Origin of the sequence: Nonomuraea turcica (assembly GCF_030718205.1) — a bacterium.
Taxonomy (GTDB): Bacteria; Actinomycetota; Actinomycetes; order Streptosporangiales; family Streptosporangiaceae; genus Nonomuraea.
Genome location: NZ_JAUZQF010000001.1, coordinates 670,427 through 685,468, shown reverse-complemented (window position 1 = coordinate 685,468; position 15,042 = coordinate 670,427). Strand labels below are relative to the sequence as shown.

Genomic DNA, 15,042 nt, shown 5'->3' with positions numbered 1-15,042 from the left:
GCCCGCCAGCGCGGGCGTGGTGGTGGCGGACGCGGTTGCGGGAGTGTTCACCTGTTCTCCTGCAGTCGGGTGGCGGGTGTGGGCGGTGGCGTGGCTGGGTCTTGCTGGGTGAGCAGCACCAGCGCGGCGATGAGCGCGGCGAGTTTCGTCAGGGTGATGAGGGCGATCAGGGCGGGTTCGCCGCAGCGTGCGGCGGCGAGGATGTCCGGCAGCAGGGGCCGGGGTTCGATGTGGTCCGCGTGCTGGTGGAGGGCTTTGTGGAGGGCGGTGTCGTGGTTGGTGGTGGTCATTTCTCGCTGTCATGGGTGTGTTCGTTGACGAAGTCGGCCCAGGTGGTCGGGTTGTCGGCGATGCGGTGGGCGTGGTAGCGGGCTCCGGCCGCCTGGATGGCTCGCCATTCGAGGGCTGCCGCTTGGGCGCGTTCGCGGCGTCGCCGCCGCCGGTGGGGGTTGTGGCGGTAGCCGGCCGCCGCGGCGGCGAGCGCGAAGATCGCGGCGAGGACGACTACGGCCCAGGCTTGGTTGGCCATGGGGTCACCGCCTCGGCGGCGGTTCGGAGTGCGGTGATGACCTCGGCTGGGGTGCGGTCGTCGTGGTCGTTCCACAGGCTGATCCGCTCGATCAGCTCTTTGCGGGACATGTCCTCGGGCCGGGCGGCCCCATCGAGGTGGGAGAGGAGCGTGCGGAGCGCGGCCAGCGAGGCGCGGCGCCCAGCTTTCCACTCGGCCAGAGCGGTCTCGTGGTCGGCGGCGGTGTCATAGTCGCGCAGGGTGGGCCGCCCGGCGGCGGTGTCGTCCCAGTCGTCGGGGCTGATCCCGGACGCTTCGGCGATGGCGCCGGGGATGTCGTAGCCGCCGCTGTCGGGGTTGAAGTCGCCGGTGGCGTGCCCGTGCTGGGTGATGATGTTGGCGGCGCGTAGCAGGACCGGCGCGGCGGCCAGGTCGAGGGTGGTGGTCATCGGACACCGTCCGGGAGCAGTTTCGCGGCCTCGTGCGCCTCCAGGACGGCGTAGTACTCCGAGAGCTTCACCCGCTCCCAGGTCGCGAGATCCACGTTGTGCTCGGGTATCGGCTTGCTCCATTGGGCGTAGAGAGCTCCCCCCATGAAGGCGAGCCCGCAGGTGAGGAATGACAGGCCAGCGAAGGCGTGCTTCGGCATACCGGGCAGATCCCGCGGGTCCGGCCGTCGCAGGCTGTCGAGCTTGGCGCCGATCGCCTTTCCTGCCTTGCTGGTGAGGCGAGGGACGAGGTGGTAGGTCCGGCGATCCATCCGCCAGCCGTCGGGGATGTCGTCTGCTTCTGTGGAGATGCCGGTGATGCGGCCGCTCACCTGGTCGTAGTAGATCGTTCGGTCACCCATGCCGAGTTCGGCCAGGGCGGCTTCGACCTGCTTGCCCCAGGCTTCGATGGCGTTTTCGGTGTCGTGCCAGCGCTGGAGGACGGCAGGGCTGGTGGTGCGGTAGATGGTCAGGTCGGTGTGACTCACGGCTGCGTCCTTCTGGTGGGAGCGTGGGCCGGCCGGTACAGCCGGAAGGAAAGGCCGCGTCTGAGGGCGGCCAGGGAGCGGCGCGCACTGTGGCCACGCCGCAGCACCGGCGTCACGAGGGCGGCGCGGAGGTGGGCGCGGACGTCGGGCCGGTAGTGCAGCCACTGGCCGGTGAGGGAGGCGAGGCCGAGCGCGGCGACCGCGATCGCGGCGGTCACGGCGCGACCTTGACGTCGGCGTGGGCCTCGCCTCGGCAGTTGGCGCATTCGCGCCGAACGTCCGGCAGCGGTGCACCGGCCGCGACCGCGGCGAGCTCCTCCGGAGTGGCGTCGCCGACCGGCTGTCCGCACCCGTTGCATGCCCGCGAGGCCGGGGCTGGCGGGATGGTGGGCATGAGCCCGGTCTGCTCCGGCGCTGGCCGCCGCTCCTCCCCCTGCGGTGGGAACGGGAGCATGTCGATGCCGAGTTTCGCCTCGAGCGTGTTCGCCGCGACGGTGTAGGCGGTGGCGTTCTGGCGGGCCCAGGCGGGGTCGGTGACGCGGACGGTTTCGCCGTGCCCGTAGTCGATGGTCATCGACCATTTGCCGTCGACGTATTCGAGCGGGCCGGCTTTCGGCCAGCCAAGCGGCCTGACGTTGGTGGTTTCGCGGCTGCTCACTTGGCACCCCCGGCAGGCTGGTGCTTGCCCTCCCTGAGTTGGGCGAGGAATGCCTGCAGCTTGTTGGCTGCCGCCTCCCGATGTCCGACGCCCATGGCTTTGCGGAACACGCCGGTCAGTTGTTGCTTGGTTCCGCCGCGGGCCTCCCATTCGCCGACGATGAGGGCCAGGATCTGCTCGGTGTCGACGTCCGCGCTTTGCGGCGCGGCAGGCGGGTCCTCCTGCTGAGGCGTAGGGCTGTCCGTGGTGTCCGCCGCTGGGTTGTCGGCGGGTGTCGGCGGGGCTGGCGGCTGTGCACTGGGCGAGGCGGCGATCTCGTCGGGGGTTACCTTTTGCGACGCGGACGGGAACGCTTCCTCCTTCGTCACCTCGCGGCGGCGCAGGCTGCGGAACAGCACGTCGAGCTGGGTGACGTCGGCGGCGTCCCACTCGGCGACGGGCTTGCCCAGCTTCTCCTCAAGCTGCTGCTGGGTGATGCCGCCGCCGGCGTACGCCTTGACCGCTTCCTGGATGCGCTGCGGCAACCCTTGCTTTTCGACGGCGGCCTCGAGGGTCTGGTTGCACAGATCCTTGGCGCGCTCGACGAACCACGGCGGCAGGACCGCGAAGATGGCCTCGCGGACGCGGCGGGAGCCGTTGTTGGTGTTGTTCTCGTAGATGTCCCGCATGTCGGTGAGGACCTGGTTGGCGGCTCGCTTGTGCGGGACGATGAACGTCGAGGCGACGCGGGTGTTCTTCTCGACGTCCCACGCGAACGCCTGCATCTCCGACTGGTGGGCTTCGTCGTCGCGGCGCATCTCGTGCAGGCCGTGCTGGATGTTGCCCCAGCAGCGGGCGAGCTCGCGGGCCATGTGGATGGACGGCCCGGACACGGTTTGCCCGCCGCGGGGGAAGGCGTAGAAGGCGCGCTCGGCGAGGCCCATCTGGCGGCAGGACCGCTCCATCTCGGCGATGGCCTGGTCGATGTTGCGCGGCACCTGCTGGGCCATGACCATCGCGGCGTGGACCTCGGCCACAGCGCGGGACTGCTCGACCGCCGTGGCCTGCCCGACGCGGGATGGGGCTGGCAGGTTGATGGTGGCGATCCGGTTGGGGTTGCTCACATGTACTCCTCGTGGTGCGTGCTGGCCGCCCACGCGGGCGGGGTGATGAGTTCGATCTGGTCGCTGTAGCCGGGCCAGTGGCCGGTCTCGACGCAGCGGGCGTAGGTGTCGATGGCGCGCCGGTTGAGTTCGCGGCCGAGCTGGATGGATTCGTGGTCGAGCTGCACCACAGTGATCAGGTAGGGCGGCTCTTTCTCCTGCATGACCAGCACGAACGCCGGGTCGCGGGCGAGGCCGAGCGCTTCGACGCCGTCGAGGTACCAGCCGCCTTGGCAGTGGTAGCCGTAGTTGAAGACCGTCTTCCGTGCGGTGGCAGGGCTACTGCTGGTGGTCGACTTGTAGTCGGCTACGACCATGCGCCCGCTGGTGGGGTGCGGCAGGTGGTCGAGTAGTGCCCGCCGCCACACGCCGGTCGCCCGGTCCTGCCAGAGCAGCGCCTGCTCTGCCTGTCCACGCTCAGGCGCGAACAGCGCGCTGGCGATGGGGTGGCGGCGAAGTGCTGCCGCCATCCCATGGACGTGGTCCCAGTCGGACCGTTTGAGCGGTACGGCGCCGCGCGCTCGGATCTCGGCGACCTTGGCCTTGGTCTCGTCGGTGTCCCACCGCGCCTTGTCCACGAGCACGAGTTCGGGGCCGGTGCCGAGCACGAGCTTGTGCGCGGCGGTCCCGACCTCGAAGACCTTCTTGGGCGGGGGCGGGTTATCGCGCTCCCACTTGAACCGGGCCGGGCACGACGGCGGCAGCAGCTTGCGCGCGCCGGACGACGACAGGCTGCCGCCCGGGACGGGGTCGGCGTGGTAGACCTCGGCGGGGATGTCGTAGACGCCGGGCACGATGGCGGGCGCGTCGAGCGGCTCTGCCGTGGTGGTCACTGGCCGCCTCCCCGACAGTGGTTCAGCAGGGCGACGTGGCGGGCGTACACGTGCACCTCAGAGGAGCTGGCGGTGTTTCGGGTGGTGTACTCCCACGTGTGGCCGGCCCAGGCGTCGCGGCTCTGCCGGATGCGGCGGGTGAGCCGGTTGGCGGTCTTGTAGTCGCCGATGAAGACGCGGGCCCACTTTCCGCTGTTTTTGATCAGCGCCTCGGCGGTGGGCTTCCACTCGTCGCCCTGGGAGGGGCGGACGGGTGGCGGGTCCATGAACTCGGGCTCCATGCGCGCGTTCACCGGTCACCGTCCTTGTGGCGGTAGACCAGCTTGAGCTCGGGGGCCGATTCGAGCAGGCCCTGCGGGGTCCGGTCGCTGATGCCGCCCGCCACGAACACCATTCCGATCTTCGGCGTCTGGTCGGGGTCGTCCGGCTTGGCCGGGTATTCACGGGCGAACCACAGCGAACCACCGAAGGGGATGCCGTCGTCCCACACGTCGCCGGCCTGCGGCGGCCAGTGGCGGGGTGGAAGGCCAACCTCTTTTCGCACGGCGGCGGCGACGTAGGGTTGGAGGTAGCCCTCCGCCTCCATGCTGTCCAACAGGGAGAGGATGGAGGCGACGCGGCTGTCGTCGGCCTTGCCAGCGCGGGTGATGGCTGTCTGGGGCGGCATGTCGTACACGTCGCCGTGCTCGTCGGCGATTCGCACCAGGCGGGCTGACGGGTGGTTGACGAGCCGGACGCCCTTGATCGCGAGGTCGACCTTTTCGCCGCACTTGATCTGATGCTTGTTGGTGGCCGTCATCGGTTGTTGGCCTCCCTAGCGAGGCGGTTGGCGTCGGCGGCGACGTCCGCCCGGGCGACGTAGACGCGGGCAGGCTCGCCGACATGGATGGTGGGGATGCCGCTCTCGTCCTCGCTGGGCTCGGAGTGTGGGCCGTTCCACCAGACGGGCTTGCCGGGCTGGTCGTAGGGGTGCGGGGTGGGCCGCATGGTGGCGACCCACTCGCGCGCTTCGGCGTCGATCGCCCTGGCGATCTCGTTGGCGGTCTTGCCACGGAACATCAGCGGTCACCGGCCTTCTCGCCCCTGAGCCGCTCGCGTTCGACGCTGCGCATCCGGCCCGCATCACGCCACGAGATCTCCACCGCGCCTGCGGCGACGGCCGCCCTACGCTTGCTTTCGCTGACGTCGTAGTGGCGGGCGAGCTGCAGCGGGTCGTTCGCCTTCTGGAACCAGGCACGCTTCAGGCCGATGGAGGCGGCGAACTCGTGGAGTTCCTCGTCGGAGGTGTCAGAGAACAGGTGCGACCAGCGGGAGGTGTGCCTGCCGACGGTGGCCTGCTGGCGCCAGTCGTCTACGTACACGGTCATGACGAGCAGCCCTTCTTCCAGCAGCTGGTGTTGGTGGCCGGGTTGAGGTGGCCGTTGCGGCAGATCCCGGTGGATGGAGTGCCGGGCGGGAGCCAGGGCGACGGCGGCTTCTTCGTCATGCGGCGGCCTGCTTCCGGGCCTTGCAGTCCTCCGCCCAGTGCTTGTACGCGGTCTTGCAGGCGTCGCAGCGGCAGGCGTGGTTCTTGTAGGTGTTCGCCTTGCCGTGGCCTGCGCGGTCCGCGCGTGTGGGGTCGTTGGCGGCGCGGCGGCGGTGCTTGCGCATCTCGGCGGCGTTCTTGGCGCGGCATTCGTCGCAGCGGCAGCCCGCCACGTAGGCGCGGAATGTGCCGTGGTTGGCGCCGGTCGCCATGGAGGCCAGACCGGCCGTCGAGGTGACGTATTGGTCCGGCGCTTCCTGGCCAGAGGCGAGGCCGAGGATGTCGAGCAGTAGTCGGAGGTCGTTGGCGTCGTGGGCGTGGCCAGCGATGCGTAGGAGTAGGTCGCGGTTCATCGGCCACCTCGCCGGGCCTTGACGGTGACCTCCGTCGTGTCGCCCGCCGGCACCTGGCGGGCGTGCTCGCGGGCGTTGACGTCCTGCCAGCGGATGGCGGAGCCGACGCGGCTGATCCGCACCGGGCGGCCGTTGTTCCAGTCCGGGGTGGTGGCGATGTCGCCGTCGTGGAGCTCGTGGGGCTTGGCCATCAGGTGTCCTCCTCGTCGACGGGCATGCCGAGGTACAGCGCGGCGGTGTGGGCATGTGCGGAGGCCAGGCCGCCAGCGAGGCTTCCGGCCAGCGCGCGGCAGTGGTCAAGCGTCCCCGCCGTGGCCGTGACGGCGTACGCGGCTCGGGCGGGGATGTCGCTGTCGTGGTGGACGAGGTCGTCCGCGTGCATGGCGTCGAGCCGCTCGGTGAGCTGGCGGAGCAGTTGGTCGAATCCGGCGATGGCGGCATGCGCGTGCCCGAGCAGGGTGTAGATCGTGTTCGGGTTCGGTACGGCGTCGGGGGATCGGGTGATGTGGTTGAGGACGCGGACGCTCTCGGCGAGCGCTTCGCCTACCTGCTGCGCGTAGTCCGACGTGCGAGGGCCGTCCGGGTCGAGGCGGTAGTCAGTCACGGCTGGCCGCCTCTCGCGTTGAGATCGGCGAGGACGGGCGCCCAGATCGCGGCGATAGTGCGGGCTCGCTCAGCGAGCCAGGCACGGACGGCGGGCTCGTCGCCGCGGGTGACGGTCACGGTGCTGGACTGGCAGATGGCGTTGCCCTGGATGATCCAGAACACGTCCAAGGTGTCCGGCTCGCCGTTCTCGCCGATGTTCCAGTCCCAGCGGTAGACGAGCGCGCAGTCGGGGTCGGAGCCGCCGCGCGCCTCCATGAACTCGTGCCAGGAGGCGTACCTGCGGTGGATGCCTTCGCGGTCCCAGTCGGCTGGGGCGACGTAGAAGTTGCCCTGCTTCGCGTAGTACGGGTGGTCGGCGTCCCAAAGGTGCGTCATCGGGTCACCGCCTCGCGCTCCAGGAAGTCCAGCCAGTCGGAGACGCGGATGCACAGCACCTCGCCGTCCTCGCGGACCGGCAGCACCCCAGTCACCGGGGTCTGGCCGGGCTTCGCGTCGACCTGCTGCCAGTAGATGGCGCGCCTGCCCGGTCGGGTTTTGTCCACCGAGGTGACCTTGGCGACCATGCCGTCGACGGGGATGAGGTGCTCGCGCTTGACGTTGACGGCGTCCACGGGCACTGTGGGCAGGCGGCTCATCGCGTCACCGCCGTAGCCTCGACGGGCCGCAGCTCGGCGACCGCGGCCAGTTCCTCGTGCTCGGGCTCGTCCCGCCACCCGGCGAGATCCACCATGCCGCCGGTGTTGCGCCCCACCTTCGGCACCATGCGCACGTCCGGTCGGTGAACCCACACGAAGTCGTCGTCCTCCCAGCCGCGGACGATCCATGTCCCGTCGCTGCCGGCGCGGGTGACGGTGTCGCCCGGCGTGGGTGCCCACTCGGCAGGCAGGCTGGTGGTCATGCGGTCACCGCCTGCAGCTCGAGGTGCGCCTCGTCGATGAGCAGGCGGGCGCAGCGGGACGCGACTCGGACCCGGTCGTCCCACCGGTCCTTCTCGGCCAGCCGCACCGCCTCCATCTCGGGGATCGGGTGCTGGTCGGCGATGACGGCGGCGATCAGCGCCGTCTCCAACGAGGCCCCGACCGGGGTGTTGCGGTGGACGGCGGCGCAGGCCGCGAGCGTGGTGAGTGCGCGGTTCACTTGGCCACCCCCGCGGCCTCGACGCGGGCGGCGGCGTTCCGCAGACCGGCGGCCACGCGGGCGCGGCTGCGGGTGGCGTCCCACACGCGCAGGTCCCGCACGTGGCGGCGCAGCGTCTGGGCGAGCGCCTCGACGGCCTCCAACCGGACGTCCCGGTCCGGGGTGGCCTGGTGGAGGGCTCCGGCCAGGCTGTCGTTGACCGGCGGACTGGCGTAGCGGGCCGCGCGGCGCAGTGCGACCGCTACCTCCGGCGTGTCCGGCTGGGCGTCGGCCGCCGTGTGGAGCTGGGCGGCGACGGTGTCGCGGTGGCGGGCTTTGCTCCAGCGGCGCACCCAGTCCCCGACTCCCCAGGTGGCGAGGTGGGCGGCGAGCGCTTCGAGACTTGCCTGGGCGAGGTGGTAGTCGCCGCCGCTGGCCCGGGTGAGGGCGTGGTGGAGGTCTCCGGCGACCACCATCACATGCGGCAGGGCGGTGATCTCGGCGGCTGCCCGCCGGAGTACGGCGGGGATCCCGTCTGCTGGGGCCTGGTTGGTGGAGATGCTGCTCTTGACGGGCTCTGAGAGAATCGTTGTCACGGTTATCGCTTCCTGTGCTCGAGTAGGGATGCGGGATCGTGTTGTGTGCGGGGCCTGGCCGCCGGAATCGGTTCAGGCCCCGCCGGCTTTTCAGGCGGCTGGCATGGGTGGCCGGTATTTGCGGCTGGCGGTCGGGTCGGCCTGCGGAATAGCGGTCGGCCCTGTTCCTCGCGGGCGCGGGCGCCGCGCGGGTTGTGGAGCCGGGGCGGTCCGCTGTGGCTTCTGTTTGGCCGTTTCGCTGGGGCGCCGTTCGGGTTTGGCTTTCGCTGGCCGTGCGCCCTTGCGGAGGATTTCGGCGATGTCGGCGTCGGACAGGAACTTGTTCGAGCCGACCTCGGTGTAGGGGATGCGCCTGTCGCGCATCGCCGCGTAGATCCACGATTTGGATTTGCGGAGGATCGGCACGGCCTCGGCGACGGTGTGCAGGGCGGGGCGGGTCATGACGCCGCCTGCGCCGTCTCGGTGTCGTTGGCGGGGACGTCGAAGACTGCGTCGATTTCGGCGCGGAGTTGGTCTGAGCCCAGCAGTCGCAGTACGCCGATCACGTATGGGGCGCTCAGGGTGATGCGGCCGTTGAGGGCGCGGCTGTGGATGGACTCGTGCACCCCGAGTGCGGCGGCCTGCTCTCGCTGGGAGTCGAGCCCGCAGGTGGCCGCCCTCCGTTCGAACTCGGGGCGGCGCAGCTTGATCCGCGCCATTAGGCCTCCTCCAGATAGAGAATTTGCTTGTGAGCAAGCAGGATTCACCGTAGCCCTCTTGCTTGCTGGCAAGCAAGAACAATTTCAAGATTCTTTTGTTGTGTCCAAATCGTCCTGACATGGGGTTATAGCGGCGAATTTGCAGATGGCCAGGTGCTACTCGCTCACGGGAGCGTGTCGCGGCAGCAGTCAACGGAGTATCATGCTTGCTCGTGAGCAAAACGCCTGGTCGCGGGTTCGGTGCGTGGCTGCGGGAACAGATGGACCGGCGTGGCTACAGTGGCCGCGGCGGCTCAACGAGACTCGCCCGCGATGCCGGAATCAACCTGTCAATCGTGTCCCGCGCTCTCAACGATGAAGTCGTCCCCGCCCTCGATGCCCTTCGAGGCATCGGTAAGGCCCTCGGCTACACACTCGGCGAAATGATGGTCTTCGCGGGTGTCGCCACCCCCGACGAACTCCCCATCCGGCGGGAATCCCCGGACGAGGCGAGCGCCCCCGTCGAGCCTTCCCCATACACCGACCCGCACGAGCGGCAACTCTGGGAGATGCGGGACCTGCCGGAGCGCGTCCGCCGCCACGTGATCATCTCTCTGCGAGCGGCTCTCCGGGCAGAAGAGGAAGAGGACCCCCGCCCGAATGCGGACGTGAAACAATTTCGGAAAACGTCTTAGCCGAAATTCGTGACAATCTCCCGCCGGTAGGCAAAGAGCGCCATTCGCGGAGGTCGTATGCGCTTTTCACGTGCGTGCTCCATAATGACGGCAACCGCCCCGCGTTGAAGCAGTGCAGGAAGTTGCAAAATCACAATCCTGCAACATGATGGAACTCTTGTTGCCGTAAGCGTTTCCTGAGCGTGGAATGCCCTTTCGGGACCAAAGAGCGTCCCGGGTTATCACTGGGGGGTGATAGAGATCGCCAACAACGTTGACGACCAGCAGCACATCGACGACCTACAGCGCGCCGCCGACGCGATCCACGACCAGGCCGCCGCCGCGCGCAACCTTCCCGAAGAAGCATTCCACGACCCCATTTTCATGCGCCGCCGCTTCGAGAAGATCGTCGCCGAACTCGACGCCGCAGAGCTGATCATCGCGCGGGAGATCGAACTCCGCGCCGCAGACGCTCCCACCGCCCCGCCCGAGGTACGCGACGCCATGGCCTGCCATGGCGGCCACATCCAGCCCGTAGACGTCACCATCGACGGCCGCCAGCTCACCCTCGCCATCCCCGCCTGCGGCGTCACCGACCCCGCTGAGGCCGACAAGCGGTGGCGCGCACTGCTGAAACGCTACAAAGGGCAGCAGTCGTGAGCCGGATGCCGCGGTGGCAGATCCGAGTAGTGACCGATCCGCCCTTCCCCGTCGTGGCCCATTGGGAAGGCGAAGGTGACGACCGGATCCTCATCATCGAGGTTGACGAGGAACTGCACGATCGGGAGCGGAACGCCTACATCCTGCCGATCCTCCGCCACCACCGGCAGGCCGTCCTCCCCATCGCGCTTGTAGGCGCGGCATGGAAGTGGGCGCAGGGCAAGGCTCGAAAACACCAGCGGGCCGCCACGGTGGCCGCCAGCGCCACAGCGGTCGTGGCGGTCGGTTTCGCGGCCGTGGCCGCGACGGGCGTCCTACACCGCGATACCCCGCCAGGCGAAGCGGCCCCGCAGGCGACGGTCGCCATGAGCATGGACCCCAGCACCGCCCCGCCGCCGTCACCTGCCGAAGACGATTCGGGCCGGCCGACTCACAGCGACCCACCCTCGGCCGCCGGCGACTCCGACGACCCGGCGCCGGAACCCGGCAGCAACTCCTCGAGGCGGCCGACGCCCCGAGCCTCGGCAACAACCAACCCCACCCCGCGGGCCGCCCCCACACGGTCCACAACGCCGCCGGATGCCGAGGGTGGCGAGGATCCGCCGCCGCCTCCCCCAACCGTCTCTGACCGGCCAGAGCTGCCGTCGCCTACGCCGAGTGAACGCTCCACCCCCTCGCCGGCGCCCACGTCGTCCAAGCCCGATCCTGGCCAGCCGACTGCGGCTCCCCCGCCATCCCCAACGTGTGGCGGGCTGATCCATATCGACGTCAACCCGTTGATCGACCTCTGCGTCCTGTAGCGTCCGCCCCACCGCTCATCCGCCAGGAGGGCCCCGATGGCGTACACCTTCGTCCGCGACGGAGTCATCTACGTCCGCTGGAAGAACGCCCCCGGCCGCACACCCAAGAAACCCTCCACCACTATCAACCCGGAAACCGGCCACCCCTGGGCCTCGCAACGGGAAGCCCTCACGTGGGGCAAGAACCAGGAAGCCAAAGCAAGACTCGGCCTCCTAGACGCCGAAGGGGAGGAGTCCGAGAGCACCGGCCTAACAGGGGAATCCACCGTCACGGAATGGTTCGAGCAGTGGTGGGTCGGCCTCGATGTCGGCCTGAAAAGCCAGCACAACTACGCCTACTACTTCCGCGTGTACATCCTCCCGGAGTGGGGGCACTGGCGGCTGTGCGATATCAAAGCATCAGACGTCAACGCGTGGGAGAAACGGCTCATCGACGCCGGCTACGAGCGCGACGGCGTCCCCGCAGGCGCCCGCACCCGGCTGACCACCCTGCTTGGCGACGCTGTCATCGAAAGGTTGATCGGCTCCAACCCGGCGCTTCGTCAGCGTCACCGCGGGCGCCGCTCCGGAGTGCGTACCGCCGGGCGCCGAGCTGACAAACCGGTGCTGCAGCCGTTGCAGTGGTTGCAGATGTCGGAGCGGCTCGGCGTCCTGTCCGGCCGTGACGACGAGTTCGTGCTGGGGCTGCTGTTGACGTTCGGCGCGCTGCGGTACGGCGAGGCCGTCGGGCTGCAACGCCCGTACATGCGGCCCGCCGGGATACGGGTCGACTGGCAACTGGAGGAGATCGACAGCCGCTGGTATCTGCTGCCGCCGAAGGACGACTCCAACCGCGACGTGGACCTCCCCCCGATGGTGCACAATGCGCTCACCCAATTGATCGCGGCGCACCCGGAGCGGCGGTGCGCGTGCAAGCCGGTCACGATCGAGGGGCAGAAAGAGCAGCCCTGCCAGGGTGGCCTGCCGTGTGTTTTCGTCGGCCCGAAGGGCGGGCATCCCCGCAACGGCAACTTTTCGTCCCGGCTATGGGCTCCGGCCGCAGACGGCCGCTACCCGACCAGCAACGGGCAGCGGCGCCCCGACACGCTGCCGGTGGCGGTGGAGCTCGGCAGCGCATGGCCGGGCGTCCCGATCCCGGCGTGGCAGCGGGCCGTCCCGGGAGCCCCGTACGAGCGGCCGGCGCTGAACGGGTACAGCCGCAGGCCGCCAAAGCTTGGCGTGAACGTGGCGTCGCCGCGTGCCGCGCTGGTGGCGTTCGCGATCGAGCAGGGGGTTGCGGAGGAGGAAGCGCGGCAGATGACCCGGGTGCAGATCATCGACCGATTCATCCGCTGCCACTACCTGGCCGAGGACACGCCGGTGGCGTCATGGCTGCCGCTCCTGGACGGCCTGACCCCGCACCAAGTGCGGCACGCCCATAGCACCCTGTTGCACGGGTTGGGGACGCCGCTGCGGCTGCGAGACGATCGGATGGGGCATGTGTCGCCGGAGATGCGGGGCATGCGGATGACGTACACCGACATCTTGCCGGAGTGGCGCACGGCGCTTCGGGGCGACCTTCAGAGGATTGCTGAGCGGGCGTTGGCGGAGCGGGCGTGGTTCGGGCTGCATTCGCCGGTGCAGATGCTGGACGCGATGCTGGAGCCGTTCCGAGAGGGCCGCAAGAAGCCGGTGTCGCCGATGCCAGCGCGGGCGAAGGTGATCCCGCTGGAGGGACGCAGCGGGTAGGCGGGACAAGAGACCCGCGCACTCACGGCGCATTCGATCAAGAAAGCCCGGTCCGAGATGATCTCAGGCCGGGCGTTTTATCTGTTCAGAGCGAGAGCCCCCAAACGGAATCGAACCGTTGACCTTCTCCTTACCATGGAGACGCTCTGCCGACTGAGCTATAGGGGCCTGTCCGTCGCTGCGGACAGGTGTAACCATACACGGCACTCAGCGATGATGCGAACTGGTGCCGGCCCTTACGATCTTCTCCGCCACCCGCCGTGCGGGAAGCTCGATGATCTCGCACAGATCGGCCAAATCGACGTGCCTGGCCACCTCCGCCACGGAGGAGCAGTCCGCGACGACCCATCCGTGCCGGCGCACCCGCAGCACCTGCCGCCCGGCCCGCACGGCGCCCACGACCTCATAGCCGTCGAGCCCGACCCATCGCCTTTCCATAGCGGCACAGAGTAGCCGCAGGGTCTCTCAATTTTTGCCACGCCACAGGCGTTACAGCCATACCGAGTCGGCAGGTCTTCAGTTGCGGTAGAAGCCCGCGAAGTCCTTCACCCGCGAGATGTCGTCGATCCGCACCACGGCCCCGGTCTCAGGCGCGTTCATCATCTTGCCCTGTCCCAGGTAGATGCCGACGTGGTGGGTTTTGACGGTCTTTTCGGTGATTTTGCCGAAGAAAACAAGATCGCCGGGTACGGGCGCCGCGTCGACCCGCCGCATCCTCCGGACGTGATCATTGGTGTTCCCGGGCCCCAGCACGTCCTCCCCGTGCGCCAGCGCGTACACCCACCGGGCGAACCCCGAGCAGTCGAGTCCGCGGGTCTTCGCGGCCGGGCAGGGCTTGATCCGGCCCTTGTAGCCCGTGCAGGTTCCCTTTGACGGCCCCGGCCGCTCCGCGTGGCCGCCGCCCCATGAGTACACGATGTCGCGCCGCTCGATCTCGTACGCGATCTGCACGATCCTCGGCAGCACGCGCGTGGCGAACGGCATGGAAGCAGTGGCGGTCAGCAGGATCAACACCGCCGCCACGGCTAACCGCCGCTTCATCCCGTCCCCCTCCAGCTGCTGTCGGGCTCCGGGATTTATCCTGCATTATCCGGCTTTAAGAGTGAGCTTCACCGAACCAACGGCGACGTTGATGCCGACCGTGCCCTTCGACGTGCGCGGCTTGGTGGTGAACGTGAACGTCACCTTCTTGCCGCGCGGCAGGTCCGCGATCGCGCAGCGCACCGCCGTGCCGCTGTAGGTGCACCCCGGCGCCTTGACCACCCGCTGCCCGCCGAACGCCCGCCCGGACAGCTTGACGTTCGTGACGGGGTGCGGGCCGGTGTTGGCGACGGTGACCGTGTACGTCCTCCTGCTCTTCGCCGCCCCCGTCACCGACACCTCGGCCGGCGGGTTGGCCATGGCCTTGAGCTCGGATTCCGAGCCGTTGAACGCGTTACCGCCACCGACCAGCGGCCCCTTGTCCGCCGACTGCCAGAAGGTGTGCTTCTTCCAGCTCTTCGGCAACTCCCCGGGATCGCTGCCCCACCGCGCGAGCCAGAGCGGGTTCGACTTGAACTTCGTGGAGTTGCCCGTGCAGGTCTGCCACCAGCTCGTCGTGGTGTAGATGATGGCGTGCCGGCCGGTTCGCGCCCGGTACCGCTTCGTGAAGTCCGTGAGCCAGCCGACCATGTCTTCCGTGGACAGGTCGTAACAGTTGTTCTTGCCGTTCCTGTCCTTGTAGGGGTTGTCCTCGATATCGAGCACCCCTTGCAACGTCTGGCCGTCGGCGATCCAGCTGCCGCCGTTCTGGAGGAAATAATCGGCCTGCGTTACCCCATCGGATTCGTGCGGTTGCGCGAAGTGATATGCCCCGCGGACCAGCCCGGCCGCCGCGGCACCGCTGAACTGGGCGTCGAATCGCGGGTTACGGTAGTCAGTCCCCTCGGTGGCATGGACGAACGCGAACTTGCCACCCCCGGAGGCGACGCCTGCCCAGTCGATGTCGCCGGTCCAATTGCTGACGTCGACCCCGGATACGCCATCGGCCGCCTCGGCGACCCCGCCACCCAACCCCAGCGCCGCGATTACCGCGCATAACCAGACACGTTTCACGCCGGAGATCATTGCGGAGCTTGACGCAATTCCGCAAGTCCGCTCCCTCCGGCCGCGGAACCGACGTCGAAATTTTCCGCCGCATTCGAAGAAACC

30 protein-coding genes and 1 tRNA gene are annotated in these 15,042 nt (G+C 69.0%); 4 read left to right on the top strand and 27 right to left on the bottom strand.

The annotated features are described in order from the left end of the window. Nucleotides 1-47: 47 nt before the first annotated feature. The 23 genes from Q9G87_RS03520 to Q9G87_RS03410 all read right to left on the bottom strand — a co-directional run bounded on the left by Q9G87_RS03520 (nucleotide 48) and on the right by Q9G87_RS03410 (nucleotide 9,011). Nucleotides 48-290 (bottom strand): hypothetical protein, encoded by a 243-nt coding sequence (locus tag Q9G87_RS03520; RefSeq protein WP_305914689.1) that lies wholly within the window; start codon nucleotides 288-290, stop codon nucleotides 48-50. Continuing rightward, nucleotides 287-529: a hypothetical protein gene (locus tag Q9G87_RS03515; protein WP_305914688.1), complete on the bottom strand. Its 243-nt coding sequence runs from the start codon at nucleotides 527-529 to the stop codon at nucleotides 287-289. The genes Q9G87_RS03520 and Q9G87_RS03515 overlap by 4 nt, the downstream gene beginning before the upstream one ends. Beyond that, nucleotides 505-957, bottom strand: coding sequence for a DUF6197 family protein (locus Q9G87_RS03510; protein ID WP_305914687.1), 453 nt, complete (start codon nucleotides 955-957; stop codon nucleotides 505-507). The genes Q9G87_RS03515 and Q9G87_RS03510 overlap by 25 nt, the downstream gene beginning before the upstream one ends. Next, the gene (locus Q9G87_RS03505; RefSeq protein WP_305914686.1) at nucleotides 954-1,484 is read right to left on the bottom strand and encodes a hypothetical protein; all 531 of its coding nucleotides are present in this window, start codon (nucleotides 1,482-1,484) and stop codon (nucleotides 954-956) included. Before Q9G87_RS03505 ends, Q9G87_RS03510 begins: the two co-directional genes overlap by 4 nt. Beyond that, nucleotides 1,481-1,702 carry a hypothetical protein gene (locus tag Q9G87_RS03500; protein ID WP_305914685.1) on the bottom strand — a complete coding sequence of 74 codons (222 nt, stop codon included), beginning with the start codon at nucleotides 1,700-1,702 and terminating at the stop codon, nucleotides 1,481-1,483. The genes Q9G87_RS03505 and Q9G87_RS03500 overlap by 4 nt, the downstream gene beginning before the upstream one ends. Continuing rightward, entirely contained in the window at nucleotides 1,699-2,142 is a 444-nt protein-coding gene (locus Q9G87_RS03495) for a hypothetical protein (protein WP_305914684.1), read from the bottom strand. Before Q9G87_RS03495 ends, Q9G87_RS03500 begins: the two co-directional genes overlap by 4 nt. Next, nucleotides 2,139-3,245, bottom strand: coding sequence for a hypothetical protein (locus tag Q9G87_RS03490; protein WP_305914683.1), 1,107 nt, complete (start codon nucleotides 3,243-3,245; stop codon nucleotides 2,139-2,141). The genes Q9G87_RS03495 and Q9G87_RS03490 overlap by 4 nt, the downstream gene beginning before the upstream one ends. Next, nucleotides 3,242-4,117, bottom strand: a complete 876-nt coding sequence (locus Q9G87_RS03485) for a PD-(D/E)XK nuclease-like domain-containing protein (RefSeq protein ID WP_305914682.1) — start codon at nucleotides 4,115-4,117, stop codon at nucleotides 3,242-3,244. Before Q9G87_RS03485 ends, Q9G87_RS03490 begins: the two co-directional genes overlap by 4 nt. Next, nucleotides 4,114-4,410 carry a hypothetical protein gene (locus Q9G87_RS03480; protein WP_305914681.1) on the bottom strand — a complete coding sequence of 99 codons (297 nt, stop codon included), beginning with the start codon at nucleotides 4,408-4,410 and terminating at the stop codon, nucleotides 4,114-4,116. The genes Q9G87_RS03485 and Q9G87_RS03480 overlap by 4 nt, the downstream gene beginning before the upstream one ends. Further along, on the bottom strand, nucleotides 4,407-4,916 hold the full coding sequence (locus tag Q9G87_RS03475) for a hypothetical protein (protein ID WP_305914680.1): 510 nt from the start codon (nucleotides 4,914-4,916) through the stop codon (nucleotides 4,407-4,409). The genes Q9G87_RS03480 and Q9G87_RS03475 overlap by 4 nt, the downstream gene beginning before the upstream one ends. Further along, the gene (locus tag Q9G87_RS03470) at nucleotides 4,913-5,176 is read right to left on the bottom strand and encodes a hypothetical protein (RefSeq protein ID WP_305914679.1); all 264 of its coding nucleotides are present in this window, start codon (nucleotides 5,174-5,176) and stop codon (nucleotides 4,913-4,915) included. The genes Q9G87_RS03475 and Q9G87_RS03470 overlap by 4 nt, the downstream gene beginning before the upstream one ends. Beyond that, the gene (locus Q9G87_RS03465) at nucleotides 5,176-5,484 is read right to left on the bottom strand and encodes a DUF4031 domain-containing protein (protein WP_305914678.1); all 309 of its coding nucleotides are present in this window, start codon (nucleotides 5,482-5,484) and stop codon (nucleotides 5,176-5,178) included. The genes Q9G87_RS03470 and Q9G87_RS03465 overlap by 1 nt, the downstream gene beginning before the upstream one ends. Then, nucleotides 5,481-5,603, bottom strand: a complete 123-nt coding sequence (locus Q9G87_RS03460) for a hypothetical protein (RefSeq protein WP_305914677.1) — start codon at nucleotides 5,601-5,603, stop codon at nucleotides 5,481-5,483. The genes Q9G87_RS03465 and Q9G87_RS03460 overlap by 4 nt, the downstream gene beginning before the upstream one ends. Continuing rightward, the gene (locus Q9G87_RS03455; protein ID WP_305914676.1) at nucleotides 5,600-5,995 is read right to left on the bottom strand and encodes a hypothetical protein; all 396 of its coding nucleotides are present in this window, start codon (nucleotides 5,993-5,995) and stop codon (nucleotides 5,600-5,602) included. Before Q9G87_RS03455 ends, Q9G87_RS03460 begins: the two co-directional genes overlap by 4 nt. Beyond that, the gene (locus Q9G87_RS03450) at nucleotides 5,992-6,186 is read right to left on the bottom strand and encodes a hypothetical protein (RefSeq protein WP_305914675.1); all 195 of its coding nucleotides are present in this window, start codon (nucleotides 6,184-6,186) and stop codon (nucleotides 5,992-5,994) included. Before Q9G87_RS03450 ends, Q9G87_RS03455 begins: the two co-directional genes overlap by 4 nt. Continuing rightward, complete coding sequence (locus Q9G87_RS03445) at nucleotides 6,186-6,599, bottom strand: hypothetical protein (protein WP_305914674.1); 414 nt, start codon at nucleotides 6,597-6,599, stop codon at nucleotides 6,186-6,188. Before Q9G87_RS03445 ends, Q9G87_RS03450 begins: the two co-directional genes overlap by 1 nt. Next, a complete protein-coding gene (locus tag Q9G87_RS03440) occupies nucleotides 6,596-6,976 on the bottom strand; it encodes a hypothetical protein (protein ID WP_305914673.1) in 381 nt (126 codons plus the stop codon). The genes Q9G87_RS03445 and Q9G87_RS03440 overlap by 4 nt, the downstream gene beginning before the upstream one ends. Beyond that, nucleotides 6,973-7,236, bottom strand: a complete 264-nt coding sequence (locus Q9G87_RS03435) for a hypothetical protein (RefSeq protein WP_305914672.1) — start codon at nucleotides 7,234-7,236, stop codon at nucleotides 6,973-6,975. Before Q9G87_RS03435 ends, Q9G87_RS03440 begins: the two co-directional genes overlap by 4 nt. After that, entirely contained in the window at nucleotides 7,233-7,499 is a 267-nt protein-coding gene (locus tag Q9G87_RS03430; RefSeq protein WP_305914671.1) for a hypothetical protein, read from the bottom strand. Before Q9G87_RS03430 ends, Q9G87_RS03435 begins: the two co-directional genes overlap by 4 nt. Next, nucleotides 7,496-7,738 carry a hypothetical protein gene (locus Q9G87_RS03425; RefSeq protein ID WP_305914670.1) on the bottom strand — a complete coding sequence of 81 codons (243 nt, stop codon included), beginning with the start codon at nucleotides 7,736-7,738 and terminating at the stop codon, nucleotides 7,496-7,498. The genes Q9G87_RS03430 and Q9G87_RS03425 overlap by 4 nt, the downstream gene beginning before the upstream one ends. Next, nucleotides 7,735-8,313, bottom strand: a complete 579-nt coding sequence (locus tag Q9G87_RS03420; RefSeq protein WP_305914669.1) for a hypothetical protein — start codon at nucleotides 8,311-8,313, stop codon at nucleotides 7,735-7,737. The genes Q9G87_RS03425 and Q9G87_RS03420 overlap by 4 nt, the downstream gene beginning before the upstream one ends. A gap of 90 nt (nucleotides 8,314-8,403) precedes the next feature. Further along, nucleotides 8,404-8,754 (bottom strand): hypothetical protein, encoded by a 351-nt coding sequence (locus tag Q9G87_RS03415; protein WP_305914668.1) that lies wholly within the window; start codon nucleotides 8,752-8,754, stop codon nucleotides 8,404-8,406. Beyond that, nucleotides 8,751-9,011 (bottom strand): hypothetical protein, encoded by a 261-nt coding sequence (locus Q9G87_RS03410; protein ID WP_305914667.1) that lies wholly within the window; start codon nucleotides 9,009-9,011, stop codon nucleotides 8,751-8,753. Before Q9G87_RS03410 ends, Q9G87_RS03415 begins: the two co-directional genes overlap by 4 nt. 212 nt (nucleotides 9,012-9,223) lie before the next feature. Between Q9G87_RS03410 and Q9G87_RS03405 the strand changes: the two genes are divergently transcribed. From Q9G87_RS03405 to Q9G87_RS03390, 4 genes are all read left to right on the top strand, one after another. Then, nucleotides 9,224-9,685, top strand: a complete 462-nt coding sequence (locus tag Q9G87_RS03405; protein ID WP_305914666.1) for a helix-turn-helix domain-containing protein — start codon at nucleotides 9,224-9,226, stop codon at nucleotides 9,683-9,685. 231 nt (nucleotides 9,686-9,916) lie between these two features. After that, the gene (locus tag Q9G87_RS03400) at nucleotides 9,917-10,324 is read left to right on the top strand and encodes a hypothetical protein (RefSeq protein ID WP_305914665.1); all 408 of its coding nucleotides are present in this window, start codon (nucleotides 9,917-9,919) and stop codon (nucleotides 10,322-10,324) included. Further along, entirely contained in the window at nucleotides 10,321-11,124 is an 804-nt protein-coding gene (locus Q9G87_RS03395) for a hypothetical protein (RefSeq protein WP_305914664.1), read from the top strand. The genes Q9G87_RS03400 and Q9G87_RS03395 overlap by 4 nt, the downstream gene beginning before the upstream one ends. A 36-nt stretch (nucleotides 11,125-11,160) precedes the next feature. Further along, on the top strand, nucleotides 11,161-12,852 hold the full coding sequence (locus tag Q9G87_RS03390; protein ID WP_305914663.1) for a site-specific integrase: 1,692 nt from the start codon (nucleotides 11,161-11,163) through the stop codon (nucleotides 12,850-12,852). 95 nt (nucleotides 12,853-12,947) lie between these two features. On the opposite strand, the gene Q9G87_RS03385 is transcribed toward Q9G87_RS03390, so the two are convergent. The 4 genes from Q9G87_RS03385 to Q9G87_RS03370 all read right to left on the bottom strand — a co-directional run bounded on the left by Q9G87_RS03385 (nucleotide 12,948) and on the right by Q9G87_RS03370 (nucleotide 14,946). Next, nucleotides 12,948-13,020 (bottom strand) — tRNA-Thr (locus Q9G87_RS03385). A 39-nt stretch (nucleotides 13,021-13,059) separates the two neighbouring features. After that, nucleotides 13,060-13,290: a transposase gene (locus tag Q9G87_RS03380; RefSeq protein WP_305914662.1), complete on the bottom strand. Its 231-nt coding sequence runs from the start codon at nucleotides 13,288-13,290 to the stop codon at nucleotides 13,060-13,062. Nucleotides 13,291-13,368: 78 nt separating this feature from the next. After that, nucleotides 13,369-13,893 (bottom strand): C40 family peptidase, encoded by a 525-nt coding sequence (locus Q9G87_RS03375; protein WP_305914661.1) that lies wholly within the window; start codon nucleotides 13,891-13,893, stop codon nucleotides 13,369-13,371. Between the two features lie 45 nt (nucleotides 13,894-13,938). Continuing rightward, nucleotides 13,939-14,946 carry a GH25 family lysozyme gene (locus tag Q9G87_RS03370; RefSeq protein WP_305914660.1) on the bottom strand — a complete coding sequence of 336 codons (1,008 nt, stop codon included), beginning with the start codon at nucleotides 14,944-14,946 and terminating at the stop codon, nucleotides 13,939-13,941. Between the last annotated feature and the right edge of the window lie 96 nt (nucleotides 14,947-15,042).

Bases quoted from the DNA above. Each gene is read 5' to 3' on its own strand.
- Q9G87_RS03520 (WP_305914689.1), bottom strand. From the start codon at position 290: ATGACCACCACCAACCACGACACCGCCCTCCACAAAGCCCTCCACCAG.
- Q9G87_RS03515 (WP_305914688.1), bottom strand. From the start codon at position 529: ATGGCCAACCAAGCCTGGGCCGTAGTCGTCCTCGCCGCGATCTTCGCG.
- Q9G87_RS03510 (WP_305914687.1), bottom strand. From the start codon at position 957: ATGACCACCACCCTCGACCTGGCCGCCGCGCCGGTCCTGCTACGCGCC.
- Q9G87_RS03475 (WP_305914680.1), bottom strand. From the start codon at position 4,916: ATGACGGCCACCAACAAGCATCAGATCAAGTGCGGCGAAAAGGTCGAC.
- Q9G87_RS03470 (WP_305914679.1), bottom strand. From the start codon at position 5,176: ATGTTCCGTGGCAAGACCGCCAACGAGATCGCCAGGGCGATCGACGCC.
- Q9G87_RS03465 (WP_305914678.1), bottom strand. From the start codon at position 5,484: ATGACCGTGTACGTAGACGACTGGCGCCAGCAGGCCACCGTCGGCAGG.
- Q9G87_RS03460 (WP_305914677.1), bottom strand. From the start codon at position 5,603: ATGACGAAGAAGCCGCCGTCGCCCTGGCTCCCGCCCGGCACTCCATCC.
- Q9G87_RS03455 (WP_305914676.1), bottom strand. From the start codon at position 5,995: ATGAACCGCGACCTACTCCTACGCATCGCTGGCCACGCCCACGACGCC.
- Q9G87_RS03450 (WP_305914675.1), bottom strand. From the start codon at position 6,186: ATGGCCAAGCCCCACGAGCTCCACGACGGCGACATCGCCACCACCCCG.
- Q9G87_RS03440 (WP_305914673.1), bottom strand. From the start codon at position 6,976: ATGACGCACCTTTGGGACGCCGACCACCCGTACTACGCGAAGCAGGGC.
- Q9G87_RS03435 (WP_305914672.1), bottom strand. From the start codon at position 7,236: ATGAGCCGCCTGCCCACAGTGCCCGTGGACGCCGTCAACGTCAAGCGC.
- Q9G87_RS03430 (WP_305914671.1), bottom strand. From the start codon at position 7,499: ATGACCACCAGCCTGCCTGCCGAGTGGGCACCCACGCCGGGCGACACC.
- Q9G87_RS03415 (WP_305914668.1), bottom strand. From the start codon at position 8,754: ATGACCCGCCCCGCCCTGCACACCGTCGCCGAGGCCGTGCCGATCCTC.
- Q9G87_RS03410 (WP_305914667.1), bottom strand. From the start codon at position 9,011: ATGGCGCGGATCAAGCTGCGCCGCCCCGAGTTCGAACGGAGGGCGGCC.
- Q9G87_RS03390 (WP_305914663.1), top strand. From the start codon at position 11,161: ATGGCGTACACCTTCGTCCGCGACGGAGTCATCTACGTCCGCTGGAAG.
- Q9G87_RS03380 (WP_305914662.1), bottom strand. From the start codon at position 13,290: ATGGAAAGGCGATGGGTCGGGCTCGACGGCTATGAGGTCGTGGGCGCC.
- Q9G87_RS03375 (WP_305914661.1), bottom strand. From the start codon at position 13,893: ATGAAGCGGCGGTTAGCCGTGGCGGCGGTGTTGATCCTGCTGACCGCC.